Origin of the sequence: Vibrio sp. Hep-1b-8 (assembly GCF_006124995.1) — a bacterium.
Classification (GTDB): Bacteria; Pseudomonadota; Gammaproteobacteria; order Enterobacterales; family Vibrionaceae; genus Vibrio.
Genome location: NZ_QEWN01000138.1, coordinates 1 through 23,918 on the forward strand (window position 1 = coordinate 1; position 23,918 = coordinate 23,918).

General features: G+C 44.4%; 22 protein-coding genes, 2 tRNA genes and 2 pseudogenes. 12 read left to right on the top strand and 14 right to left on the bottom strand.

Features of this window, described 5'->3' with window-relative positions; genetic code table 11:
• Positions 1–96: 96 nt before the first annotated feature.
• The 8 genes and pseudogenes from DA100_RS19050 to yejK all read right to left on the bottom strand — a co-directional run bounded on the left by DA100_RS19050 (position 97) and on the right by yejK (position 9,311).
• Positions 97–795: a hypothetical protein gene (locus tag DA100_RS19050; RefSeq protein ID WP_171052262.1), complete on the bottom strand. Its 699-nt coding sequence runs from the start codon at positions 793–795 to the stop codon at positions 97–99.
• On the bottom strand, positions 792–1,487 hold the full coding sequence (locus DA100_RS19055) for a hypothetical protein (RefSeq protein WP_138973574.1): 696 nt from the start codon (positions 1,485–1,487) through the stop codon (positions 792–794). Before DA100_RS19055 ends, DA100_RS19050 begins: the two co-directional genes overlap by 4 nt.
• Positions 1,484–3,418: a lipase gene (locus tag DA100_RS19060; RefSeq protein WP_138973630.1), complete on the bottom strand. Its 1,935-nt coding sequence runs from the start codon at positions 3,416–3,418 to the stop codon at positions 1,484–1,486. Before DA100_RS19060 ends, DA100_RS19055 begins: the two co-directional genes overlap by 4 nt.
• A 5-nt stretch (positions 3,419–3,423) precedes the next feature.
• Complete coding sequence (locus tag DA100_RS19065; RefSeq protein ID WP_138973575.1) at positions 3,424–4,287, bottom strand: DUF4123 domain-containing protein; 864 nt, start codon at positions 4,285–4,287, stop codon at positions 3,424–3,426.
• Positions 4,284–5,510: pseudogene (gene tssI, locus DA100_RS19070) on the bottom strand (type VI secretion system tip protein TssI/VgrG); the annotation flags it as partial. The gene DA100_RS19065 and the pseudogene tssI, both read right to left, overlap by 4 nt.
• 235 nt (positions 5,511–5,745) lie before the next feature.
• Positions 5,746–6,894, bottom strand: coding sequence for a chemotaxis protein (locus DA100_RS19075; protein WP_138973576.1), 1,149 nt, complete (start codon positions 6,892–6,894; stop codon positions 5,746–5,748).
• A gap of 74 nt (positions 6,895–6,968) precedes the next feature.
• On the bottom strand, positions 6,969–8,201 hold the full coding sequence (locus DA100_RS19080; RefSeq protein WP_138973577.1) for an Hpt domain-containing protein: 1,233 nt from the start codon (positions 8,199–8,201) through the stop codon (positions 6,969–6,971).
• 108 nt (positions 8,202–8,309) lie between these two features.
• Positions 8,310–9,311: a nucleoid-associated protein YejK gene (gene yejK, locus DA100_RS19085; RefSeq protein WP_138973578.1), complete on the bottom strand. Its 1,002-nt coding sequence runs from the start codon at positions 9,309–9,311 to the stop codon at positions 8,310–8,312.
• Positions 9,312–9,395: 84 nt separating this feature from the next.
• On the opposite strand from yejK, the gene DA100_RS19090 reads away from it, so the two are divergent.
• The 4 genes from DA100_RS19090 (at position 9,396) to DA100_RS19105 (ending at position 11,846) form a co-directional block, all read left to right on the top strand.
• Positions 9,396–9,620 (top strand): YejL family protein, encoded by a 225-nt coding sequence (locus DA100_RS19090; RefSeq protein ID WP_138973579.1) that lies wholly within the window; start codon positions 9,396–9,398, stop codon positions 9,618–9,620.
• Between the two features lie 28 nt (positions 9,621–9,648).
• Entirely contained in the window at positions 9,649–11,451 is a 1,803-nt protein-coding gene (locus DA100_RS19095; RefSeq protein ID WP_138973580.1) for a DUF3413 domain-containing protein, read from the top strand.
• 54 nt (positions 11,452–11,505) lie between these two features.
• Positions 11,506–11,582 (top strand) — tRNA-Pro (locus DA100_RS19100).
• Positions 11,583–11,755: 173 nt separating this feature from the next.
• Positions 11,756–11,846, top strand: a tRNA-Ser gene (locus DA100_RS19105).
• Between the two features lie 165 nt (positions 11,847–12,011).
• Here the strand turns inward: DA100_RS19105 and DA100_RS19110 are convergent.
• Both DA100_RS19110 and DA100_RS19115 read right to left on the bottom strand, forming a co-directional pair.
• Positions 12,012–12,494, bottom strand: a complete 483-nt coding sequence (locus tag DA100_RS19110) for an NUDIX domain-containing protein (protein WP_138973581.1) — start codon at positions 12,492–12,494, stop codon at positions 12,012–12,014.
• A 12-nt stretch (positions 12,495–12,506) separates the two neighbouring features.
• The gene (locus DA100_RS19115) at positions 12,507–13,430 is read right to left on the bottom strand and encodes a histone deacetylase (protein ID WP_138973582.1); all 924 of its coding nucleotides are present in this window, start codon (positions 13,428–13,430) and stop codon (positions 12,507–12,509) included.
• 82 nt (positions 13,431–13,512) lie between these two features.
• Between DA100_RS19115 and DA100_RS19120 the strand changes: the two are divergent.
• The 4 genes and pseudogenes from DA100_RS19120 to DA100_RS19135 form a co-directional block, all read left to right on the top strand.
• A pseudogene (locus tag DA100_RS19120) lies at positions 13,513–13,644 on the top strand (LacI family transcriptional regulator); the annotation flags it as partial.
• A gap of 242 nt (positions 13,645–13,886) precedes the next feature.
• A complete protein-coding gene (locus DA100_RS19125; protein WP_138973583.1) occupies positions 13,887–14,435 on the top strand; it encodes a YbhB/YbcL family Raf kinase inhibitor-like protein in 549 nt (182 codons plus the stop codon).
• A gap of 16 nt (positions 14,436–14,451) precedes the next feature.
• Positions 14,452–15,264: a helix-turn-helix domain-containing protein gene (locus DA100_RS19130; RefSeq protein ID WP_138973584.1), complete on the top strand. Its 813-nt coding sequence runs from the start codon at positions 14,452–14,454 to the stop codon at positions 15,262–15,264.
• Position 15,265: 1 nt separating this feature from the next.
• The gene (locus DA100_RS19135; protein ID WP_138973585.1) at positions 15,266–16,243 is read left to right on the top strand and encodes a DUF3080 domain-containing protein; all 978 of its coding nucleotides are present in this window, start codon (positions 15,266–15,268) and stop codon (positions 16,241–16,243) included.
• On the opposite strand, the gene DA100_RS19140 is transcribed toward DA100_RS19135, so the two are convergent.
• Complete coding sequence (locus DA100_RS19140) at positions 16,240–18,195, bottom strand: DNA topoisomerase III (protein WP_138973586.1); 1,956 nt, start codon at positions 18,193–18,195, stop codon at positions 16,240–16,242. The two genes, DA100_RS19135 and DA100_RS19140, sit on opposite strands and share 4 nt — an antisense overlap.
• 85 nt (positions 18,196–18,280) lie before the next feature.
• A complete protein-coding gene (locus DA100_RS19145) occupies positions 18,281–18,616 on the bottom strand; it encodes a Grx4 family monothiol glutaredoxin (RefSeq protein ID WP_138973587.1) in 336 nt (111 codons plus the stop codon).
• Between the two features lie 303 nt (positions 18,617–18,919).
• Here DA100_RS19145 and sodB point away from each other — a divergent pair, with 303 nt between their 5' ends.
• From sodB to DA100_RS19160, 3 genes are all read left to right on the top strand, one after another.
• Positions 18,920–19,504 carry a superoxide dismutase [Fe] gene (gene sodB, locus DA100_RS19150; protein ID WP_138973588.1) on the top strand — a complete coding sequence of 195 codons (585 nt, stop codon included), beginning with the start codon at positions 18,920–18,922 and terminating at the stop codon, positions 19,502–19,504.
• Between the two features lie 133 nt (positions 19,505–19,637).
• Positions 19,638–20,141, top strand: a complete 504-nt coding sequence (locus DA100_RS19155) for a VC2046/SO_2500 family protein (RefSeq protein WP_138973589.1) — start codon at positions 19,638–19,640, stop codon at positions 20,139–20,141.
• A 207-nt stretch (positions 20,142–20,348) separates the two neighbouring features.
• Positions 20,349–21,011: an SDR family oxidoreductase gene (locus DA100_RS19160; RefSeq protein ID WP_138973590.1), complete on the top strand. Its 663-nt coding sequence runs from the start codon at positions 20,349–20,351 to the stop codon at positions 21,009–21,011.
• A 39-nt stretch (positions 21,012–21,050) separates the two neighbouring features.
• Here the strand turns inward: DA100_RS19160 and DA100_RS19165 are convergent, their stop codons facing one another.
• Complete coding sequence (locus DA100_RS19165) at positions 21,051–21,503, bottom strand: low molecular weight phosphotyrosine protein phosphatase (protein ID WP_240800961.1); 453 nt, start codon at positions 21,501–21,503, stop codon at positions 21,051–21,053.
• A gap of 110 nt (positions 21,504–21,613) precedes the next feature.
• Between DA100_RS19165 and cobO the strand changes: the two genes are divergently transcribed.
• On the top strand, positions 21,614–22,219 hold the full coding sequence (gene cobO / locus DA100_RS19170) for a cob(I)yrinic acid a,c-diamide adenosyltransferase (protein WP_138973591.1): 606 nt from the start codon (positions 21,614–21,616) through the stop codon (positions 22,217–22,219).
• 48 nt (positions 22,220–22,267) lie between these two features.
• Here cobO and DA100_RS19175 read toward each other — a convergent pair whose 3' ends face one another.
• Positions 22,268–23,878, bottom strand: a complete 1,611-nt coding sequence (locus DA100_RS19175; protein ID WP_138973592.1) for a methyl-accepting chemotaxis protein — start codon at positions 23,876–23,878, stop codon at positions 22,268–22,270.
• Positions 23,879–23,918 lie beyond the last annotated feature (40 nt).

A 23,918-nucleotide genomic window follows, 5' to 3' on the forward strand; every position in this document is an offset into this window, starting at 1 on the left:
TAGTGTTCAGTATCGAGTACAACCCAGAAAGTGCGCTCACTGAAACCAGAACCAATGCGACACTCCTCTCTATGAATTGTCGCTTAGTTAACCGAGTCACTTGCCAGTCTCTGGATCTAACGGGGTACTACGATACTCTTTACCAGCTAAAATATCGTAGTGAATCACCGTATCGCTACTAAACTGAGAAAAATCAAAGTAGACAGTTTCTGCGTTAAACTCCTGTTTTTTGGATATCTTTTCACCATTAACGGAATAATGGCAACCTAGCCCACCCGACCAGGTCTTGTCTTTCCATTGATGTAAAAAGGCGTCACAATTTTTCGCTTTAATTGCAGAATTTAAGTCTATCGGTTTGTTGTAATATTTTGTTCCTGATTGATAAATGCGTAGTTGGGCAAAACCTACAGTATCAAATGCGTTATAGGCTTCGACCTTGATATCTCGTAATTCGACCACGCAATTTTTACTGTTTGTGTAAGTTGAGTATGGCACGGTGAACTGATAACGGTCATCACTTACATCATTACTCGGAGTAAAGAATGTAGTGATCTTTCCTCCTCGATGGGCTTTTTGGCCAAACATATCATAAGAGTAGGATTCACAGTCATCACCATATACCCAATAGTTTGCCCACACTTTTACGGTTGCATCGGTTGGTTTTAAGCCCGTAACCAGAATAGATTCTTGCTCGGTAGTGTTCAGTATCGAGTACAACCCAGAAAGTGCGCTCACTGAAACCAGAACCAATGCGACACTCCTCTCTATGAATTGTCGCTTAGTTAACCGAGTCACTTGCCAGTCTCTGGATCTAACGGGGTACTACGATACTCTTTACCAGCTAAAATATCGTAGTGAATCACCGTATCGCTACTGAACTGAGAGAAATCAAAGTAGACAGTTTCTGCGTTAAACTCTTGGTCTTTTGATTTCTTTTCACCATTAACGTAATAAAAGCAACCAAACCCATTCGTCCATCTATTATATTTTGCAGAATAAAAGGGCTCGCATTTTTTAGCTTCGATTGTAGAATCTAAGCCTATCGGTTTGTTGTAATATTTTGTGCCTGATTGGTGAATACGTAGTTGGGCAAAACCTACAGTATCAAATGCGTTATAGGCTTCGACCTTGATATCTCGTAATTCGACCACGCAATTTTTACTGTTTGTGTAAGTTGAGTATGGCACGGTGAACTGATAACGGTCATCACTTACATCGTTACTCGGAGTAAAGAATGTAGTGATCTTTCCTCCTCGATGGGCTTTTTGGCCAAACATATCATAAGAGTAGGATTCACAGTCATCACCATATACCCAATAGTTTGCCCACACTTTTACAGTTGCATCGGTTGGCTTTGAACCTGCTACTCGAATCGACTCTTGCGGATTTGCATTCTGTGCTGAGTAAAGACTACAACCTATACCAACAAGAAATACAAGCAGCGTGAGGTTTATCCCCAACCTTGTTTGTTTAGTCGATAGCGTCATTTTAATTGTTCCTTAATTTCATCAGGTAAGGATTGATTAGACATCAGCAGTAAACTGAGCGGATACCGCTCAGGGTTGTTTAGAGTCGCGGTTAATTCGTGTCTGACCTGATGATGATTGTGCACTAATTGTTCGCAGATCGATATCTCTTGTCTTAAGCGGGCAAGATAAGCTTGATTAGTGGGCGAGTAGGGTTTGCCTAACGTTTCGGCTAACTCGTACTTAGCCTTCAAGTTGCGTTGTTGTAAATCGTCGATGGTATTTGAGAGGTAATTGATCGTGCCTTGATAATTGTCATACAAACTTTCTTTACTGAGTGCTTGCAGTTGAGCGAACAGGTTAGGGATATAAACCTCCATACCGTGTTCAGCGATTGAAGCATCGGTCAAACCATCCACTAATGCATAGGAATCATTTTCGGCCATCTTAGCAATATCTAGCATGGTGATTTGAGTCTGTCGTGGCGATAACAGTACCTGCTTGGGCTCATCATACGTGATCAATTGAGATAGGGAACCATGATGAAGATAGTTATCATCATCGTTATCCATGATCATTTTTTTGGCTAAATTCACACTGCTATTGAAAATGTCAGACAGTTCGAGACCTTCGGTTGGGTTTGTATTAGCCCATGTCATCGGGATTTGGGGAACGAGATCGTGATTATTAACATACCGATAATGGACAATATCGCGGTAACGCTCGACAAAACTTCGCGTTCCTGTGCGCGGCATTCCGTAAGTGTACAAACGCAATGTTGATGGCGAATAGGTATCTTGTATTAATGCGCTCATGATCAGCGCTGCTGCACCGCCTAAGCTATGTCCACAAGCATATATTTTCTTTTTGTTATGATGCTTGAGTATTGCATCATCAATTGATTTCCATAACGCCATAGCATATTGATAAAATCCGCGATGCAAATAAGTTCCCCCAAACTCAGGAGGAGCAATTTGTGCGAGATCAAAATTGGTCTTTACCATGTCCTGTACGAAGGGGGATTGAATTGTGTCGCCTAATTTATCTACCAACAGAACTTCTATCCCAGAAGCGGCTTTGACAATTTTGAGAAAATGAGTGTCTTCTACTCTATTTCTGTTCTCAAAATATGGCTCTGTGCCTCGTATGCCGATTATCGCGATATCATCATTAAACAAAATGTACCCTTCAGCGCCTACATCTTCATCAGCATAATAATTGTAGTTAAGTGCTTGGCTATATGGGATTTCTTGCACAATCCATTTTGTTGCTAGATTGCTACAATTTTTGGGGACTTTCCTAGTCTTTAATTGCGTTGTTACGGTATCAATAGAACCGTTTGTATCCAGTGATTTCCCATCATCTATGTTGAATTTATCTGTGGCATACGCCAGTTTCGACAACAAAGCAAAAGTGTAACTATTCACCAAGTTGAACCCATCGGTATCAACAATCATTGGCATATAGCTGCGTAGGGCTTTTATCTCGAGCACATGGGTGGTGTTGTGTGAGGCACGAACCCCTTTAATATCTTTACGTGCATTGGCTTTGAGTGCGCTATGGTGCTCGGTCAAGAACGAATCTTGAGGTGGGGTTGACCACAAATCACCCACGCTCACTAAGGCGTATTTTTTACGGTTTTGATGAACCGCACCCAGCTCTAACTCTGCTCTTGATTCAACTGGCGACGGGGTCTGTTCGTTGCGACTCTTATACTGTTCTACCGTGGCTAACAGGTTTTCTGTTTCGACGCTGATCACCCACTCCCCTGCGGCCAGATTGGCAAAATTACAGTTCCCTTGGCGACTGGTCTGTTGATGCGTTTCTAGCGTGCTGGGGTTAGTAATGGTCACCTTTAAGTCATTTATCGGTTCATCGTTTTCGCTACGAAACTCAACCTCTAACCAATTGACTGCGGGGTTACACAATACGCAGTGATTGTACATTTCAATCGCCATTACGCTTCTCCTTGCAATTGGTGATACAGGGTTTTTAATCCAAACAGCAATTCATCATCTCGCAGTCCAACAATGGTTTTTTGAATCGACACCTGATTCAGGAAGGCTTGCTTATGGGTAGTGATAATACTTGCCGTTAGTGTTCTCTCTTGTAGGGTCTGCTTTTGACTATCTGGTGCTAATTCCAATGCCGTAAAATGAGCTTGGAAGGCGCTATCAAAGTGCGGCATGTTGTGGTCAATTCTTGTTTCCATCAGTTGAGACTGATTCTGCCAGAGCCAGCTTTCTACGTTACGACTCAGCAATGGTACATTAGCTGTGTTATCAATGTGGTGCTCTTTAATTATCCACCAAGGCGTATTTTGATCTTGAGCCAAAGTTTGCTGGGTGGGGGTGTCTGCTTGCCAGCTTTGCCACTGCTGATTGTAGCGGATTAATACGCTGTGATTCCTGAGTAACTGACTGACTTCTTCAGGGAATAAACGCGGCAGCATTGCGCCAATATAACCGGGGTTATAGAAAGAAAAAAAGACGCGTTCACCAAGTAACATTGCTTGAAACAGGCTCGCAAAATGGGCGCGAAGCTCTTTTTGAACAGAATCGGTACTGACAATAATACCGCTTTGTGCATGGTCATCTTGCTGCCACCATTCTATAAACTGTGCGTTAACAGGAAGTAACCAAGGGCCATCTTCTGGATTGGTCAGAGTATCTAAGCTCATTAGTGGCCCACCATCTTCGCCACCGCACTGGTAGAAAGCGACCTGAGGTTGGTGGGGGGACCGTGGGTCGACAATGGCGTAGAGGCCTTTGTTTAGCTCGCGTTGTTCATATAGCCATTGGGTAATATTCAACTGTTTCATTTTATCTTTCCTTGCTCACAGGGTTTGAGCAATGAGGTATTAGCGTCCACAGTAGCTTGTGCTGGCAACGTTATCGGTTGTGGGGGCGTTTGTGTTTCTAAACCATTTGGCAGCTTGCTTATCTCTCCGCCATAACCACTGCCACTACCTGGGCTACCGCCCGAGTTTAAATTCACGCTAGGGCCAACCAAGCTAACACCAGACGCGTCTAGTTTTATAAAGCTGCCACCGGCTTTCAAAGTCATTTCAGAGCCCGCTTCGATAACGACCTTCATACCGGCTTTGATGTGGAGTTCATTGCCAATTTCAAATGCATGCAACTGAGCGATTTTTTGGTGCAGATTCCCTTCTACAATCGAGGTGGCGTCTTGTTTGACCAGAGTGCGACTCTCTCCGTCAATGGTGAGGTTGTGGCTGTTTTTAATCTGAGTGAAGTGGTCGTTATCGATCGTGATATGTTGGTCGCGCTTGACATGAGTGGTCATGTCATTCAGCACTATCGAGTCAAAATCCTTCTGCGCATGAAGATAGACTTGCTCTTGGTCTGCTTGGTCTTCAAAACTCAGTTCGTTAAAGCCTTGCCCTTGGTGGGTCTCACTGCGCAGGACGGTTTTGGTTTTGTTGTTGGGCAGAACATAAGGCGGTTTATTGACCGCATGATAGGTGCGCCCCGTGATGATGGGCTGATCAGGGTCACCATTAAGAAATGAGACAATCACTTCGTGCCCAATACGAGGTAAAGCGACCATGCCATATTGACTGCCCGCCCAACCTTGAGAGACTCGCACCCAACATGAACGATGTTCAGGGTTTCTCTCTTCGCGATCCCAGTGGAAATGGACTTTCACGCGACCATGTTCGTCACAGAAGATTTCCTCTCCCTCAGGGCCAACGACCGTCGCGATCATGGGGCCATCAACGGTTGGTTTGGTCTCGGGCTGCGCTTGCCAATTGAGATGAGCGGGGATGGCTTGCCATTGGTTGGCGTAGGTCGTCTTGCCTTGAGTGCCCTCTTCCTCGAGTGCTTGAGCCTGTTCGCCTTGGTGATTGACTTGAACCAGCAGCCAAGCGCGATTAAAGGATGTGTTGAGGTGGTCACTCAAGGTAAATTTATACCCTGAGCGGAGCAACAATTCGTTGCTTTTGCCTTTGGCTAACTGGGCGTTACGGCGCAGATAACTCAAGCGAGTGCGGGTGAAGGCGATGCCATTTTGGTCACCTTTGCTCGAATCGAGCAAGATCTTGCTCAGGTCGAGCAAAAAGTTGCCCGGAAGCAAGAAATGCACCGAGGAGACTGTGAACCATCACAAATGATGAAAAATCAGAAAATACCCCACTGCTACAGAGGGGTCGTTCGCAACAGTATGGTTTGCTATCCAGTGTGTTGCGAACACGTTAAGTGATAGGAGCTGCCTAATCTGAGGCGCTTATTTTGCATTTTCGTACTTAGAAACTCATCTAAGCACTCTTCTTCACCGCACTTCGTTTACCAAGCAAGTAACCTAGCCCTAGAGGTGCGAAGAATATCGCGACGATAAACAGGACAAAATAGATAATGGTACTCTTAATCAGTTCCACCAACTTGTCCATCGCTAGTGTCAGCACGTCTTGTGACACCTTATCGAGATCCTGAGTAAATTTCTCTCTCTCTGCACTGACGATCAAAGCAATCTCTGCACGCTCTCGAGCGACCATCTCCTCTAGCGCCTGACGTTCAAGACTCAATTGGTCGAGGCGCGCCGAGGTACGAACATCGATATCATTAACCAGCGGCTGCAACTGAATCGCCATCTGTTTGGCAAGGTTCTCCATATACTCTGGGTTGTTTTCTACAAAGTCCTGAAAAGATTCAGAAGTGGCCTGCAAACTTTGTAGCGTCGCCGTTAACTGCTCACCACTAATACTGCTGTTCATCGCGATCAATTGCGCTTTCCAAGTCATTATCTTTGGCGTCTGCTCAGAGACAAGACTCAATCGGTCCGACACATCACCAAGCGCCTCAGGCATGGTACCCAACGTCGAGACAGCGTCACTTTCACTGATTTGGTTTGCTTCTAACCAAGCACGATATGCGGGAGTTCTAATAAAACTTAAGTCTTCAAATGGGTGCTTAGCGGCAAACTCAGCCACAAATGTTTTAGTCGTGTTATAGCGACTTCCCTTTAGCAAAGAGTGGGCTAAGTTATCGATTTCTTGAGATAGCCTTTGCGAGACTTGCTTGGCATCGGATGTAACAAATAGCTCACCACCCGCACCAGAGTTAAAGAATTGATTCATCTGCTCCGTGAAGACCCAGCTATCGATCAGAGCTGCGGTTGGAGAAACTTGATACGCTGAACGTTGTAACCCTTCTTCGGCGTTGATCTTCCATAGCAAGACGTAAGATTGGTTAACCTTGTCTTGAGGCTGATAATTGGCAGCGATAGTATCCGCTGCTTGTTCAACCTGAGAAAAAAACTGCTGGGTGTATTCACGAGTGAGCAGCCTCATATTAAGTTCTTGCTGCGTTAACGGCGTCGTTTGACTATCCAGTTTAACTTCAAGCAGGGAACAGCCACTCAATGGCAATAACATTAAAAACAACCAAATGACGGAAGAGCGACGCATTAACTAAACCTCAGATTGAGCGAATAAAAACAAGCTCGATAGTTTATCGATTGAAAGTCAGTATACCGTCAATTTCACTGATTATTATGCTCTTTTAAGAAAAGTCTGGCTTCTGAGATCGCTCTTTCCAGACGCCAAGTCAGCTCATCTAGTAAATCTGGCACCAGAGTAATATCGTCTTTGATTGCCACCTCTACTTTACTGGCTGCTTGACGTAGTTTAGTCGCGCCGAGATTGCCGCCCACCCCCTTGAGACTATGGGCTTTTCTTTGCGCTTCTTCAGGGGAATCTGTCAACAATAGCGTAATCTGCTCACCGTCTTTATGGTGGTCCACGATGAACACTTCCAACAACATGCACACCGATTCCATATCGTTGTTCAACGATTCAAGCATTTTTTCAAAGTTAATCTCAGGCTCATCTGATGCATTGTGAAAGGTGTTTTTTCTTACTGGCGTATCATCCGGAACAACTTCGATGGCAGTGGAGGCTTCGACCTCTTGCTCTGACTCCTCTCCCTGCTGAGACCCCGCCTGACGAGTATGACGATAAGCAAGGGGGAGCATCAGTAATACTGCCAGCATAAAAGTCAAAGTAATCAATAACCCCAACCAAATATGCTTCATCAACAATTGATCGTAGGCCATTCTTTGAATATCAATTTGAGCATAGACATCGTGCGTCATCAGTTTATCGACGATGTACTGCCCTTGCGCGTACCCCCCTAAAACCAACGAAATCTGGGCTAAGACTTGTTGTAAATCCCGTCGTGCGTCCTTTGGTAACTGGGCAGACAACGAGTAGATTTGGTCTAATTCTCGGTAGATTTTAGGACTCGATTTCCGGTCGCTGAAAATCGCTTCTAGAACATTGGCACTGATTCGGTAATAGAGCAGCGATAATTCGGCATCATTTGAGTATCGTTCACGTTTAAGGCGAACCTGCTCGACAAGGGTCAGCAGATCTAAATTGTTATCCAAGTAGATCTGTGTTTGCTCTATAAATCGGTCGGTAGTAAAAAGTAACTGATTGACATCTGGTAGGTACCAACTTTTCTGATAATGCGCATCGATTTGTAATCGAAGAGCATAGATAAGCTGTAGATCGAGTGATTGCGAGTCCGCCATATGGACGCGATAAGGCGTGTCAAACGAGAAAGTCTCTCGCAAGTCTTGAATACTGCTGCCGAGCTCATAGATTTGCTCTTTCGTCGCATTTATCGAGCGATAACTGTTTGCGAGTACTGCAATGCAAGCGACCCACACACACAGTAACAACCACCCGATTTTAAGCGCCTTACCTTCCATGCTCCCGCCTAAATAGATTATTTCCCTTTAATACAAGAATATACACTATATAGAGGAAGTGGAGGACTAACTGGCAAAATATTGCAGTCAGTCCAGTTCTTATACCAATTATCTATTTCGAGTCAGTTGATCACGTAGATTTGGTGGTGTGCCTTTGATGGTTAGCGTGTCTGTTTCTGGATCGTAGAAAATGCGCTCACCAAGTAACAAACTATCGAAGCTGACATTCAAACCACCACCAGCACCAACGTATTTGGTGAGTTTGCGTACGGCGGCACGATCACCAGGAAAACTCTCTTCCAACTGATATCCCTGCTCTTGTGTGTAGTCCAAGAAACTGGTGCCATCTTGTGATGGAGGTAACTCGCCAGATAATTCTCTCACCTGAACTTCATCGCCAGATTTGATTTGTTCATTACAGTAATCTGCCACCTGTTTCTTGTAGCTGATTACTTCCTCTTTTTCGAGCTTAGAATCCGCACAGAAATCTTCGACCGCTTGCATCAATACTTGGTTTTGTACTTTGGCGTCTAGACCCACTTCTGCTTGCAGAAAATCAAGGAAGAAATCCGCAACCTTACGTCCAACGCGTCCTTTGATGTACGCGAGGTAACGGTTGGAATCTTTGTCCGTCTCAAAGCTGGTCAAATCGATTCGTGCGGCAATATCCATTTTTGATAAATCAAGATAATCTGTTGCGCTGATGTCCAACCCTTCCGTAACCTTCAAACTCTGATTAGAAGGAATAATCGCCACAAAAAGGTAGTCAGTAGCCAGTGACTGATATTCAGCAATAACCAAAATGCCTTCATCAGCAAATGGGTATTTAGATAGCTCATCCTTCAGACGGTTGGCACTGAGCTGGGAGAAATCATAAAAATTTTGATTTCCTTGACGTAATTCTTGCAACCAGACCTGAAAATCGCTGTCTGATTTAAAGCTGCCGAAGCCTTTGCCTGCTTTTGAATTGAACACTCGATGCAGTTCAGCCACTAGATTTTCGGTAGAAGAATCGTTAGCGAGAGACTCGGTTCGAAAGTTAACAACCAGTTCATCGGCATCGTTTTTTTGCAGTTGATGAAGAATAACGTTTGAAAGATGAAGACTCATGATGAAATTTATCGCTGCGTAGGTTTCAGTTGCGTGGCATTGTAGGTTATCATAAGCCGCTTTACTATCATCATAAGAGTCTTTATGCCGATTACATCTAAATACAGCGACGAACAAGTTGAACGAATCCTAACGGAGATCGCCGCAGTACTTGAAAAACATTCTGCTGGCCCAGAGCTTGCATTAATGATTGCGGGTAATATCGCTACCAATGTCTTAAATCACGATATTGCTGCTTCACAACGCAAAGCAATTGCTGAAAAATTCGCAGAAGCGCTTGTTTCTTCTGTAGAAACTAAAAAACACTAAGAACAATAACGGATAATAGAACACTTACATGGTTGATAACGGAAATACATACGGCGAACGCGTATCGCGGTTAGTGGGTTGGGGGCACTGGTTTGCCTTTTTCAACATCATCGCAGCAATGCTGATCGGAACCCGTTATATCACTCAATCTCCGTGGCCTGAAACACTACTAGGACAATTCTACCTAGCAGTATCGTGGGTTGGGCACTTTGGTTTCCTTGTCTTTGCCTTATACCTACTTGTTCTATTTCCGCTGACCTTTATCATTCCGTCACGTAAGCTGTTCCGCTTACTGGCGGTCTGTTTTGCAACAGTCGGTTTAACTGTACTGCTGGTCGACACGCAAGCCTACCAAACCATCAATTTGCACTTGACCCCTGTGGTATGGGAAGTGCTATTTAGCGATGAAGGATCGACGCTAACCGTAGACTTGCAGCACTTATTTATCGTCCTGCCACTGATATTCTTATTGCAGCTTGCCTTATCTGAATGGGTGTGGCGTAAGCAACGTAAGTTGTCGCACAAACATGTTGGCCGCCCGATCGCGGCACTGTTTTTTGTTAGCTTTATCTCAAGCCATCTGATTTATGTCTGGGCTGACGCGTATTTTTATAACCCAATCACAGCTCAGCGTGCGAACTTCCCTCTCTCCTACCCGATGACCGCGAAGTCATTCATGGAAAGACACGGGCTGCTTGACCGCGAAGAGTATTTATTGCGCTTAGAACAAAGCCAAGATAGCAACGAGCTAGTACGCTATCCACTGGAAAAAATTGAGTTTGACCGTCGTGTAAACCCACTTAACGTTTTGGTTGTTAGCGTCAATAACCTACGCTCCGACGTACTGACGCAAGAAACGATGCCTGCGGCTTATCAGTTCGCGCAACAGAACCTGAACTTTACCAACCATTACAGCTCAAGTAATGACTCATTTGGTACCTTCGGTCTGTTCTATGGATTACCTAGCAGCTACTCAAGCAGCATTAAGGCACAGGGCTCTAAGCCTATCCTTATAGACACTCTTATCGAAAAGCAGTATCAATTCGGTCTGTTTAGCGGCGATAATTTTGATGAACCTCTTTACGGTGAAACGGTTTTCCGCGGTATGAACTTTACTGGTCTTGCCTTTAACGACACTCAATCACCAGACTCGCTAGCGATCCAAGCTTGGGCAGATTGGGCAAAACAACAAGGCAATAAACCTTGGTTTAGTTACATTGAACTGACAACCGTCGATAACTTTAACGCATACGACAGCGGTGAAGCTCAGTCAGCAGCAAACAAATTGATCGCTGGCTATAAAAAATCGGTGGCAACGGCTGACCTAGAGATCGCTCAGTTGCTCAAAGAAATCAATACGCTTGAGCTCAGTGATTCAACCGTGATCATCATTACCTCTAACCACGCTACAGAGTTTAACGAGACGAAAACCAATAGCTGGGGTTCAAACTCAAACTACAGTCGTTACCAGTTACAGGTTCCAATGATCATTCACTGGCCAGGTAAAGTTGCCGCTGAATATCAGCATAGAACAAGCCACCTTGATATGTCGGTCACTCTGCTTCAAGACTTACTCGGCGTATCGTCGAACCCAAGTGATTTCAGTAGTGGTCGTAATCTGTTTGACGAACGCAAACGCAGATGGATCTTGGCAGGCGATTCGCGCGATTTAGCCTTAATTACCACCAAAGACACCACAGTCATTGATAAGTTTGGTAACTACAAACTCTATGACGAGAATTACCAACGTCTAAAAGACGAGAACCCAACTTTGCCGGTTCTGATGCAAGGCTTGACTGAATTGCAGCGTTTTTACGCAAAAAGCAACTAAATCATAGCGTTATAGGATTGACCCACAGCGTAATTAAGATTAGATTATGGGCATCGGACTGTAGCGCAGCTTGGTAGCGCACCGTCATGGGGTGTCGGGGGTCGGAGGTTCAAATCCTCTCAGTCCGACCATACACCTAAAAAAAGAGAGCTTCGGCTCTCTTTTTTATTGCCTCAAAGCAGCCTAAAGTATAAAAAACACTCGCTTAAACACCTTTTTACTTTCAACCGCTCAATATTAAAGCAAACAATAAAATTAGGGGTTTACAAGATTTGTGAACCTCTATATTATTCGCTTCAACAACGGAGAGATGGCTGAGTGGTTGAAAGCACCGGTCTTGAAAACCGGCATACGTTAATAGCGTATCTAGGGTTCAAATCCCTATCTCTCCGCCACTTTCAAAGATTAAACCGCTGTTTTTACAGCGGTTTTTTCGTTTCTATAGCCTCAGAAATCATCTTGCACAGAAAGGTAGCACAGATGTACTTAATGAGACTGAATAGCCATTCAAACAGTAGCCACCTACTGACGTCGTTGGCGTAGAGTTACAAATCACCGTTCTATAGTTGATTGATGTTTTCATACTGACCTTGGACGTAACTACCTAGATGGGTGGAAAACAGTCCTGATTCAATCAAATCCAGCGCCTTGTTTTTTAGCTCTTTAGGGTAGATGCGTAAGTCAACTAACTCGGGAATCGGGACCCATTCTACAGATTGAATATACCTTTCATCATTAAGACCACGCAGGTTTCTTGTATGCGGAACGCCAAGGTAGCTGTCGATAAGATAGAAAAACTCTGCATGATAACGATTGGTGTGTGTCTCCAAAAACTCCCTGACGCAGATAAGCTCGCCGACCTCGACCTCTATTCCTGCCTCTTCTTTAAACTCTCGCACCACACAGGCCTTGGAGCTCTGGTCACAAGCTTCCATTCCCCCACCTGGCGGAATCCAATATTCACCGCTAAAGTCTTTCACCTTTAGCAGCAACATTGCACCATCTTTTATCAATAGCCCTGCCCCTCGGATGCGATGCTCCATGAGTGCTCCTTATTAACGTCCATAAGTGTTTATCGCCGCACGAATCAGTTGCATGTGGATTGGAACCAACTCTTGATGCTCACTTCGATAACCGCCCCCAACCACACAAGCGATGGGGATCTGCTTCTGTTTCGCTAACTCAAACATAAACTGATCACGCGCGTAAATCGCTTCACTCGTTACATTTAAATAGCCTAGCTCATCATCCTGATGAATATCGACGCCTGCATCATAAAGAATAACATCAGGTTGATGAAGATTGATCGCCATCTCAACAACGGAAGTAAATGCCGAAAGAAATTCTGTATCATCAGCGTCTCTTGGCAGGGCAACATCTAAATCCGAATCGGGTTTACGCGCGGGAAAATTCTTATCGCAATGAAAAGAGAGGGTAATAATCCGCGCATCTCCATCGCATAAGGTCGCTGTACCGTCACCGTGATGCACATCACTATCCACGATTAAAATCTTATCGACACCTTCTATATCTAGCCCTTGCTTGGCGGCAAGCACCAGATCATTAATTAGGCAGAAGCCACTGCCAAAATCGTAATGTGCATGATGATAGCCACCACTGAGATGAATCGCGACCTCGTTATTGTATGCCTGCCGAACGGTTTCACAAGTTCCACCAGCCGACATTAAAGTCCGATTGATCAACTGCTCACTCCAGGGAAAACCAATTCGGCGCATTTTAGTGACGCCAAGCTTTCCGGTTATCAATGAATCAATGTAGTCGGGGCAGTGACATTGACTGACTTGCTGCTGTGATAATGGCTGAGGCTCAACATAGTGCAGACTGCGGAGCCATTGAGGATCTTTCCCTCTTTGTTCTTCAATGGCTTCAAACAATAAGCGGTACTTGTTGATAGGGTAACGATGCCCAGCAGGTAGAGCTAATTGTGAATAAAGCGAGTGATAAATCAGAGGGATCATATTGGTTCGATTTGAGCAAAGATTACGGCTAATGTTATCAGTTGGTTATTTGGTTGCAAGGCTACTCATCGACTTCAGTGGTCAAATAGTCGAGGAAATTGGAGTAGTCTGCGCAGAGTCGATTCTCAATCTATTGAATGGCAACAAGCACGAGGTGCGTTTACCGCCGATGGAGCTGATTGTCCGCCAATCAACAAAATCGATTTACCGTTAAGGCTAGCTGCGCGTGAGAGCATAGGTTAACAACGACTATCAATGCATCCAGCTTGAGTTATGGTCGTCAATCCGGCGAAGCTCAGCTTCAGGTTGCTTACAGAGCTTATCAAATCACTATAAGTATCAAAATTGATCACATTTTAGATTATGATGATACTTATTGCTTAGTTACCATCTTGCGCTTTCTCTAATCTGTAGTGGTTAAAAACACTTTAAACATCAGAGATAAGGAAGGTTAATATGAAAATGAGTAAGCACACACTTGGCTTGGCGTTACTTTCAGCCACCAGCATCGCTTTTTCGGGCGCCGCGAGTGCATTACAGCTCACCAGTAGCGATATTCAGGAAGGTCATCCAATGGCGAAAACCTTTGAGTATGCCGGCTGGGGATGCGATGGAGGTAACCTTTCACCACAATTGAGTTGGAAAGAGATTCCTCAAGGTACCAAAAGTTTCGCTATCACCGCTTACGATCCAGATGCCCCAACAGGCAGCGGTTTTTGGCATTGGATTGCCATTGATATTCCACTAGAAACAACTCAACTGCCAAAAGCAGCGAACATCAGTGAGCTTGGTGGGAAAGAAGTTCGTATAGATTATGGTTCGGTTGGATTTGGTGGTGCCTGTCCTCCGATCTCTGACGGCATGCATCGATACCAATTTACCGTTTGGGCTCTGCCTAAAGCTGAACTAGGGCTCAACAAAGACACACCTGCTGCCGTAGTAGGATTTACTCTTAATAGTATGGCTTTAGACAAAGCGACACTGACAGCCACATACACTCGCTAAACGAAAAGGAGATGTGATGACTCACCTCTATCAAGTGACAACGTTTCGAGCACAACAGCTCCAAAAGCTCCGTAATGTGACAATTCACTCTCCTAGCCTGATTCAAATATTATCTGGCAGTAAAAGGCTGTTCATTAATCAAGGGACGGTAGATCTTGCCTCGTCAACCTTGTTGCTGTGCGAGGCATCTTCTCGATTTAGCTTTGAGAATCTTCCAGATAAAGGGGCTTTTCTATCTCGGGTATTCAGTTTTCACCACCCTGCCCCACAAAGTTTGATTCAACTCAGCAACGATAATGCCAATAGGCTTCAACAATCTTGGATCAAAAACGATAAAGCGATTGAACAGACACTAAATGTTCTTTTTACTCTCGACTTAAAAACAATGAGTCACGCCACGCAGCGTCTTTGGCTGGCTCCACTTTATCAGCAGTTAGCTGAGCGAGGAGCGCTTCACTGCCTGTTTAGTAGCGAACAAACCTCGTTTAGCCAGCAACTGACTCGTTATCTTGCCCAATCTCCGAGTGACACTCACCCATTAGAAGAAGTCGCTAGTCACTTTGCGATTAGTCGAGCGACCTTTATGCGCCGACTCAAAAAAGAAGGCACCCAATATCGCGATGTGCTTACCGAAGTGAGGCTCAATCACGCACTCAATTTAATGCAAACAAGAAACTGGAGTGTTCTCCAACTCGCTTTTATGTGTGGCTATCAATCTGAACAACGTTTTACGCAACGATTTAGATCTAAGTTCGGTTTAACGCCGGCAGACTATATGCAGACCGTGAACAGCGATATGTCTCACACCGCTCAAGCAAAGGTGCATTAGAATGACAAAGTCGGCATTGGGGTTAGTAGTCGTGGCTTGTTGGATTCTGACCGCCTGTCAATCTGACCGCCCAAGCGTTTTCTTCGATGACTATCTTACTCGGGTGGTACGGGTTCAAAATGCGCCCCAAGTGGAGAGCACATTGGAAGACTATGTCAATCTACCTCGCAAGCGCGACCTATATATTGAGATACCCTCGATATCTATTGGGCTGCTCGATAGCTATCAACTGCGTCAGTGTGGCTTATTTAACTTAATTGCTGAGCGAAACTCCGTACTGGGTAAAGTCGCTGATGAGTTTCGCAACTACGATTATCAAAATGCACTATTGGATGGTTTGTCACGTTGTATTAATAGTCCGCAACTTGATCCAGAATTACAGCAAGTGCTGGCAGAGATAGGGGCACACAAACGCGCACAGTTGGCATTGCATCAGTGGAACTTGCTCTTTACTAGTGAAGCGATGCAAAAACAGTTACAAGGAAGTCAGTGGTTAGAGGCTAATCTTGGTCAAACGGTATCGGAGGTCAATGAAGCGCTAACTAGACTCAATCTCGCCTTCCATCAATCCGAAGAGAAAACCATCGACGTTCAAGAAATACTGGAGAAAAATAACATCGTTGGCAATCTAAGCTACTCTCTTGTCATGGCGACCAGTAAGCTCAATCTGGTCACGCTGCAGCTTACCGAATATGATCATAGTATTCTCTGCCAGCCCAACCGCAATACTACAAAATACCAGTACTTGAACAATGTCTTCGAACAGCAGTATGTCGCCAAAGTCCAACCTTATATGGCTCAGCTCGACCGATATTATCAGAACCTATCCGCAAACTTGACTCTGTTTGCTCCTCAACCTGATATTCACAATTATGTTTATCCGTTAGCGCAAAACCATCAAGCTTTTCGGTTAGCCATACGCCGCCACGTTGACTACTGGCAGCAGCTCTTTAAACGCTGTGGTCGTCAGCTCGGCTAACCGGACTTAGGCGCCGTTTTCGTCGCAGTTTTTTTGCGATATCGAGCGTTTTTACGCTTGTAGGCAGGGCGCTCTACTTGCGGTAAGTGACGTAGAGATTGCGGAACGTCACCACTACGAACTTGAGCCATCAGGTCATCAATTCGTTGCTGTAGCGCCTGCATAAACGGCAGATATGCCTGATTGCGATCAGCCATACCTTGCAACTGGTGCTCCCAGTTTGCCGTCATGTCTGGGAATGTAGAGTCACTCGGCAACGCGTGGATCAAACCGCGACCCGCTGGCGTACTGAGAATCGACTTACCCTGTCGTTGCAGTAACTGGCGCTTAAACAGCGTATCAAGAATCCCTGCACGTGTGGCTTCTGTGCCTAAGCCGTCGGTTTCTTTAAGAATCTTCTTTAGCTCTTTATCTGCGACAAAACGGGCAATACCCGTCATGGCTTGTAGCAGCGTCGCTTCCGTAAAGTGCTTCGGCGGCTCAGTTTGGCGATCTTTAATTTCACCCTCACGGCAAGTGAGTACACTACCTTCAGGCAGTGGTGGAACCGTATCTACCCCAGAATCTTCATCATCCACTTTGCCCAGCAACTCTTTCCAGCCAGCGGACACCAACTGACGACCTTTAGCAATAAAGGTTCCTCCAACAATATCAAACACCAATTTCGCTTCGGCGTAGACTGCCGCTGGGTAAAACTGCATTAGATATTGTCTTGCGATCTGTTGATAGATCTTCATCTCGTTCGCAGAAAGCGCATTGTGTGAGGCTTTCTTTGGCGTCGGAATAATCGCATGGTGAGCGTCGACTTTTTTATCATTCCACGCTTTTGATTTAAGGCTAAGGTTTGCACCCTTTACCGCCTCACCAAGCTCCTTGGCATTGTTAGCGACAGCGTCACAAACACTACTAGCTTGACCATAGTGCTCAAGCGGCAAGTAACGGCAGTCAGAGCGGGGATAAGTAATCAACTTGTGTTTTTCGTACAGCGATTGACAGGTATCCAGAACCTGCTGAGCACTCATACCAAAACGTTTTGCTGCGTCAATTTGTAGTGCTGAAAGCGAATATGGCAGTGGCGCTGATTGCTTCGTCTGTTTCTGCTCAGACTCAACCACTTTGGCTGGTTGATTCGCTATTCGCTGAGCAACATTTTCGACCAACTTGCGGTTTAATACCCGCCCTTCTTCATCTTGCCACGGTTTACACGCTTCACTTGGCTTCCAACGCGCTCGGATATCAAACTGATGCGAGCCATCTTGGTAGGGAATCAGTGCGTGCAATGTGAAGTAGTCACGAGGGATGAAGTTCTCGATCTCTTCGTCACGACGTACAACCAGTCCAAGTACCGGCGTCTGCACTCGACCGACAGACAGTACCCCCTGATAGCCAGCCTTTTGACCAAGCAAGGTATACGCTCGAGACATATTCATACCGTAAAGCCAGTCTGCACGGGAGCGAGCTAATGCGGAGATTGACAGTGGAATAAAGTCACGATTACTGCGCATTTGGTTCAAAGCGCGTTTCACTGCAGGTAAGTTGAGGTCGCTGATCAACAGACGTTGGGTCGCATCCTTCTTCGATTTGCTTACTTTGCAATAATCGAGCACCTCGTCCACCAGCAGTTGCCCTTCTCGATCTGGGTCGCCAGCGTGGATTATCTGACTCGATTCTTTAAGCAATTTTCGGACGACGGTTAACTGTTTGCTGGCAGACTTTCGTGGTCTTAATTGCCACTGTTCCGGCACAATCGGAAGATCTGCCAGATTCCATTTTTTATAGCGTTCGTCATACGCATCAGGCTCTACCTGCTCAAGCAAGTGACCGATGCACCAAGTCACCACATCACCGCTACCACAGCGAATAAATCCTTGCTCGTTTTTTTTAGGGCCAGGCAGTGCCGCAGCAATCGCGCGACCTAGGCTGGGTTTTTCAGCGATAAACAGACGTGACATAAAGTAGGACTAGCTAAAAACAATAAGGGCCACATTATCGAATGTGGCCCTTATAAATCAAGAAAAACTGTAAATTTAAACAGTATTATTCTTCGTCAGACGCTGCACGCTCAGCCGCTTCTTTTACTAGAGGCTGAAGTTCACCTTTCTGGAACATTTCAATGATAATGTCACAACCACCGATAAGCTCTCCTTCAATCCATAGTTGAGGGAAAGTTGGCCACTGTGCGTAAGCTGGTAGCTCTGCACGGATATCAGGGTTTTGAAGAATGTCTACGTACGCAAACTTCTCGCCACAAGCCATCAGCGCTTGTGCCGCTTGTGAAGAGAAACCGCAGCTAGGTAGTTTAGGAGAACCCTTCATGTATAGAAGGATAGAGTTTTCTGCGATTTGCTGTTTAATTTTATCGATAGTTTCCATTGCTTCCTCTTAATGGAGTTACTGCAAATATTCTGGACATTCTAAACCATTAGCGCAGAATAAAAAGCCTATAATATCTATGGTTATTTACAAGGTTATGCTTTTGAGACTTGCTGAGCTTAACTAATAAAGAAATTTCATATAGAAAATGTCACCCTGCGCTTTTAATAAAGTAAAAACTTGCTAAACTAGAGCGCAAGTCAGCAAATTGATCATGGTTGGTGATTCACTGACCATGACTAATAAATAACACTGGAAGCAATCGAGAGGGGCAACCCTTTCTCATCAATGGAGAATTGAGCAATGGCATTTGAACTACCAGCTCTTCCTTACGCGAAAGACGCACTAGAACCACACATCTCAGCAGAAACTCTAGATTTCCACCACGGTAAGCACCACAACACTTACGTTGTAAAGCTTAACGGCCTAATCCCAGGCACTGAGTTTGAAGGCAAAACTCTAGAAGAAATCGTTAAGACTTCTACTGGCGGTGTTTTCAACAACGCAGCTCAAATCTGGAACCACACTTTCTACTGGCACTGTCTAGCGCCTAACGCAGGTGGTGAACCAACAGGTGCAGTTTCAGATGCAATCAACGCTGCATTCGGTTCTTTCGAAGAGTTCAAAGCAAAATTCACAGATTCTGCTATCAACAACTTCGGTTCTTCTTGGACTTGGCTTGTTAAGAAAGCAGACGGCTCTCTAGAGATCGTAAACACATCTAATGCAGCGACTCCTCTAACAGAAGAAGGCACAACACCACTTCTAACTGTTGACCTATGGGAACACGCTTACTACATCGATTACCGTAACCTACGTCCAGACTACATGAACGGTTTCTGGGCACTGGTTAACTGGGACTTCGTTGCAGAGAACCTAGCAAAATAATCCATCTTCCCTAGGATTAAAATTTAGTCATATTAAAAGCCAGCATTGCGCTGGCTTTTTTGCTTTTCTCACTATGATTTTCCTAAAGTTTTTCGAAGCTAAGTCGCTATAAAAGCAACACTCGAGAGGCATTATGCAGATTCATACTTTAGACAAAGCAGCAATTATCAACGAACTTCAGTTCGGTAATGGGATCAACCATGCCGTACACGAAGGTCGTCGTGCAGACTTTGCGCTAATTCTGTCAATGTTCTCTGATGACGTTCGCGACAACACGCCGACGGAAAAAATTGACCAAGTGGACACCAGTGAGCAAGCGTTACGCAAACGCTTCGAGTTGCAAGGCCCACAACAATTGCGCTCAGATCAAAGCTCCTATGAACTTTCTGCCCAGCAAGCATCTCTCTTTCATAGCTCCGGTTTACCGAGTGCAAAACTGTGTCATTACTTAAAACCTGACGCTCTGACCTATCTGCCAGAAGAGACTCATGACTTGCCAGAAGAGGTCTACCATAACCTGTCGGGTCATCAGCGAAGGTTGCTCAGTGAAAAAGAACCTAAGTCTTTGATGCCTATCGATCTTTATAACCAATTAATCAAAGCTCAGCGTACTTTCCAAATTCAAGCACAAGCTTAGCACCATCATTCTACTTCACAGTTTTTTGTCTTAAATGTGCTACTCCACTAGCAAGATCCCGTCAATGTGTGAATAGTGCCAAAGAATCGTAAATAACCTTCCATCTCACTAAGGTTATTTGACCTTATTCACAACTAAGTCACAGTTAATCTACCATGATATGTGGACACCTTTTTGCGCGTACATTGCTTATGGGGGGGGAAGCCAATGGATATAAAAAAAGCTGTCGTTTTAATCACATCAGCAGGTTCTCAGATCGGGAGTACTCTTGCGTATCACTTCACCTCGCTTGGGGCGACCGTGGTTTTGTGTGATGTAAACAATCCACAATTAAAACAGACCTATCGTCTGTGCAGTGAGATCTCCGACAATGTATTCCAGTTCACGATTCAAGATCATTCACTAAGCTCAATTCAAGACCTGTTCGGTTTTATGGATAGCTCCGTCAAACGCTCACCAGATGTATTAATTAATGCATTGACGGCAGAAGCCATGCCACACATTTTTGATCAACAAGCCAGTGCATTGTTTACCCAAAAGCTCTCCCTAATGGCAGCAACCATGTTCAGTTTTGGTCAAGCAACCGCAGAACGCATGCGACAAGAGAAGAAAAATGGCGTGATTGTTAATGTCATTGCACATCCGGAATATCAGGATTTATCAGGTTTTGACAATGCCGCCTCGATGGTCGTTGGCTTCACCCAAAGCTGGGCTCGTGAACTAACGCCATTTAATATTCGAGTTGCTGGTGTTGTACCTGCTCTTGAGCATGACGATACCCATTGGGCTGAAGTGCAAGATGAGTTGATTCGGAACACAGAATATATTGTCTCTAATGACTACTTTAGTGGTCGTGTGATGGCTGCTTAGAGTGCTCACCACTAAGTATTGAAAATGGTGAGCGACAGTTTATAGAGAATCTAGAATTTTCTCAGACGCTTCTTCAATGAGATCCAACACCAACTCAAATCCGCTATCACCGCCATAGTATGGATCGGGAATTTCATCGTAGCTTGAATTGGTATAGCTTAAAAATAGTCGAATCTTGTACTGAAAATGGGCCGGACACTGGGAAATAAGATCCGCTTTATTGTCTCTGTCTGCAGCAAGAATGAGGTCAAAAGCTTCAAAATCACTGCTAACAATTTTCCTTGAGCGAATGCCTTTAAATGAATAGCCGCGTTTCTCTCCCGCCTCTTTGGAACGCGCATCTGGTGGATTGCCTTGGTGATAACCAACTGTACCTGCGGAATCAACTTCAACGTCAATACCTCGCTGGCTTGCCTTAGCTCTCAATATAGCTTCACCAGTTGGTGAACGACATATGTTTCCCATACATACGACGAGTATTCTCTTCGCCATCGACCTAGCCTCCTCGCTAGCTATTAGTTGTCCATAAAACTGGTAGGTGTTTGCATCAACTTGAATCGGTTATCATATCCACAAAGTGACTTAATAAAAAAGGAATAACCATGGTCTCTGAGAGCAACAAAGAAGCACGTCACAAAGCAAGGCAACAAAAAGTAAAACAAGAGGTCGATGCGAAAGTCGCGGCAGCTCAGGAAGAGAAAGGCTTGTTGTTGGTGATTACTGGCAATGGCAAAGGAAAGTCCACTTCTGGATTTGGTACGATTGCACGAGCAGTAGGCCATGGCCTCAAATGTTCCGTTGCTCAGTTTATTAAAGGGACATGGGACAATGGTGAGCGTAATCTTCTTGAAAAGCTCGGCGTAGAGTTCCAAGTAATGGCTACTGGCTTTACATGGGAAACACAGAATAAAGCAGCCGATACAGAAGCAGCGCAAATCGTCTGGCAGGAGTGTAAACGAATGCTTAAAGATGAGTCGATCAACGTTATCCTGTTTGACGAACTGACCTACATGGTTAGTTACGGCTACATAGACTTAGATGAGGTTGTCGACGCACTGACTAACCGTCCTAAGATGCAATCTGTAGTGATCACAGGTCGCGCCGCTCATCGTACATTGATCGAGCTTGCAGATACGGTATCCGAAGTGAAAAACGTCAAACATGCTTTTGAGTCAGGTGTAAAAGCCCTCAAAGGCGTCGACTGGTAACCTAGACAAGCACCTAGATGTAAGACTCTAGGTGCTTGGAATACAAAGCTACTCGACAACGAAACGACCTAATAGCTCCTTTTGATCCTCAGATAAACGAGCAAGTTCGTCAGAAGCTTCAAAACAATGTTCAATGCTTTCGCTGTTATCTGTTACGAGCCCAGATAGAAGCGTAATGTTCTCTGAAATAGATTCCGTCACCTGCACCTGCTCTGACGAAGCCGCCGAGACTAGCGTATTTTGTTCAGAAATTTTTTGCACAGAGGAGTCGATATCCATAAAAGCATTCAAAACTTGCTGAGAAATGTCTTCACTCTCTTTTAGCAACTCTAAATTATCTTGAATCTGTCTATAGACCGTTTCAGCTTGATCTTGAAGCGCCCCAATAACACTCTGAATCTCTGATGTTGATTCTTGTGTTCTAACCGCTAAGCTTCTCACTTCATCTGCTACAACAGCAAAACCTCTTCCTTGCTCTCCAGCTCGAGCTGCCTCTATCGCTGCATTGAGAGCCAGCAAGTTCGTTTGTTCTGAAATACCATTGATTACTTCTACTACTTGACCAATATTGCTCGAATGTTCCTTCAGCGCCATCATCACTTGGGCAGAGCCATGAATAGAACCAGAGATCTTCAATCCAATTTCTTGAGAGCAATCAACTCGGCTTCGACCCAGTGAAATATGTTGCTGCGCTTTTTTCGATGCTTCCTCTGCAAGAGATGCGTTGCTATTTACCTCTTTAGCGGTACAAGACAACTCCGTAATTGAAACGCTAATTTGATTAAACTGCTCTCGCTCTTGTATCGCATTATCTTTTGATTGTTGCATCACCGATGATAGCTCAGTCGCAGATGAAGCCACATTAAGACCATTCGAATTCATCGTTTTGATAATTTTAGAAACGGATTCTGATAGCTGATTAATAGACTTCGACAAAAGACCTATTTCATTGTTACCTTCATACAAACTAACAACAGTAAAATCTCCACTTGCCATTTTTTGCAAAGCCAAAACAATGTTATTAATAGATTTTGATAAACCATTTGAAATATACCAAGAGAAAATTAAAGCAACAATAAATATAATAGATATTTCTATATAGCTATCAATGGTAAGTTTCTTTACATCTTGCTTTGACTGTTTAAATTCATTTCTAATACTGGCATTCATCTCATCAGAAAAATCTGCAAGTGATGTAATTAATTCCAATGCCAACATATCAGCTTTTTTCAAGTACAAGTCAAATTCATCACTATCCGTCGAGTATTTCCTCTTATAGTTGACCAGCTCTTTTGCATGTTCATAGTAATTATTAAACTTATTTTTTCGAGCAACAGTGGTTGCCTTACCATCATCAATGAAGCCCTTTTCAAAGTTTTGGCGCCATTCTGTCAATAACTTTAAAAACTCACTCTCGAACTCCTTGCGCGTTGATGCTTTAAGAAATAATAACCTGATCTCATAGGTTGGCTGTATTTCGTTGTCATTAATTGCATTTATGGAGGTGAGTGCTGAGTGAGAAATCTCAGACAAAGTGACTATCTCGTCGTTCATTTGTCCTTGCTTAAGGATATAAACTGAAGAAAATGAAATTAATATAGCGACAAAAGAAATATTTAACTTACTTTTTATACCTAACCCACGAAAGAAATTTCTCATTTATTACACCAAATATTCGTACACATGTACGCCTTATTAA

What these genes read in the sequence shown, in the direction of transcription:
- DA100_RS19175 (WP_138973592.1), bottom strand. Translation starts at nt 23,878, where the DNA reads ATGAGAAATTTCTTTCGTGGGTTAGGTATAAAAAGTAAGTTAAATATT.
- DA100_RS19065 (WP_138973575.1), bottom strand. Translation starts at nt 4,287, where the DNA reads ATGAAACAGTTGAATATTACCCAATGGCTATATGAACAACGCGAGCTA.
- DA100_RS19110 (WP_138973581.1), bottom strand. Translation starts at nt 12,494, where the DNA reads ATGGAGCATCGCATCCGAGGGGCAGGGCTATTGATAAAAGATGGTGCA.
- DA100_RS19155 (WP_138973589.1), top strand. Translation starts at nt 19,638, where the DNA reads ATGCAGATTCATACTTTAGACAAAGCAGCAATTATCAACGAACTTCAG.
- DA100_RS19135 (WP_138973585.1), top strand. Translation starts at nt 15,266, where the DNA reads ATGACAAAGTCGGCATTGGGGTTAGTAGTCGTGGCTTGTTGGATTCTG.
- sodB (WP_138973588.1), top strand. Translation starts at nt 18,920, where the DNA reads ATGGCATTTGAACTACCAGCTCTTCCTTACGCGAAAGACGCACTAGAA.
- yejK (WP_138973578.1), bottom strand. Translation starts at nt 9,311, where the DNA reads ATGAGTCTTCATCTTTCAAACGTTATTCTTCATCAACTGCAAAAAAAC.
- DA100_RS19165 (WP_240800961.1), bottom strand. Translation starts at nt 21,503, where the DNA reads ATGGCGAAGAGAATACTCGTCGTATGTATGGGAAACATATGTCGTTCA.
- DA100_RS19090 (WP_138973579.1), top strand. Translation starts at nt 9,396, where the DNA reads ATGCCGATTACATCTAAATACAGCGACGAACAAGTTGAACGAATCCTA.
- DA100_RS19080 (WP_138973577.1), bottom strand. Translation starts at nt 8,201, where the DNA reads ATGGAAGGTAAGGCGCTTAAAATCGGGTGGTTGTTACTGTGTGTGTGG.
- DA100_RS19160 (WP_138973590.1), top strand. Translation starts at nt 20,349, where the DNA reads ATGGATATAAAAAAAGCTGTCGTTTTAATCACATCAGCAGGTTCTCAG.
- DA100_RS19075 (WP_138973576.1), bottom strand. Translation starts at nt 6,894, where the DNA reads ATGCGTCGCTCTTCCGTCATTTGGTTGTTTTTAATGTTATTGCCATTG.
- DA100_RS19125 (WP_138973583.1), top strand. Translation starts at nt 13,887, where the DNA reads ATGAAAATGAGTAAGCACACACTTGGCTTGGCGTTACTTTCAGCCACC.
- cobO (WP_138973591.1), top strand. Translation starts at nt 21,614, where the DNA reads ATGGTCTCTGAGAGCAACAAAGAAGCACGTCACAAAGCAAGGCAACAA.
- DA100_RS19140 (WP_138973586.1), bottom strand. Translation starts at nt 18,195, where the DNA reads ATGTCACGTCTGTTTATCGCTGAAAAACCCAGCCTAGGTCGCGCGATT.
- DA100_RS19095 (WP_138973580.1), top strand. Translation starts at nt 9,649, where the DNA reads ATGGTTGATAACGGAAATACATACGGCGAACGCGTATCGCGGTTAGTG.
- DA100_RS19115 (WP_138973582.1), bottom strand. Translation starts at nt 13,430, where the DNA reads ATGATCCCTCTGATTTATCACTCGCTTTATTCACAATTAGCTCTACCT.
- DA100_RS19145 (WP_138973587.1), bottom strand. Translation starts at nt 18,616, where the DNA reads ATGGAAACTATCGATAAAATTAAACAGCAAATCGCAGAAAACTCTATC.
- DA100_RS19130 (WP_138973584.1), top strand. Translation starts at nt 14,452, where the DNA reads ATGACTCACCTCTATCAAGTGACAACGTTTCGAGCACAACAGCTCCAA.
- DA100_RS19055 (WP_138973574.1), bottom strand. Translation starts at nt 1,487, where the DNA reads ATGACGCTATCGACTAAACAAACAAGGTTGGGGATAAACCTCACGCTG.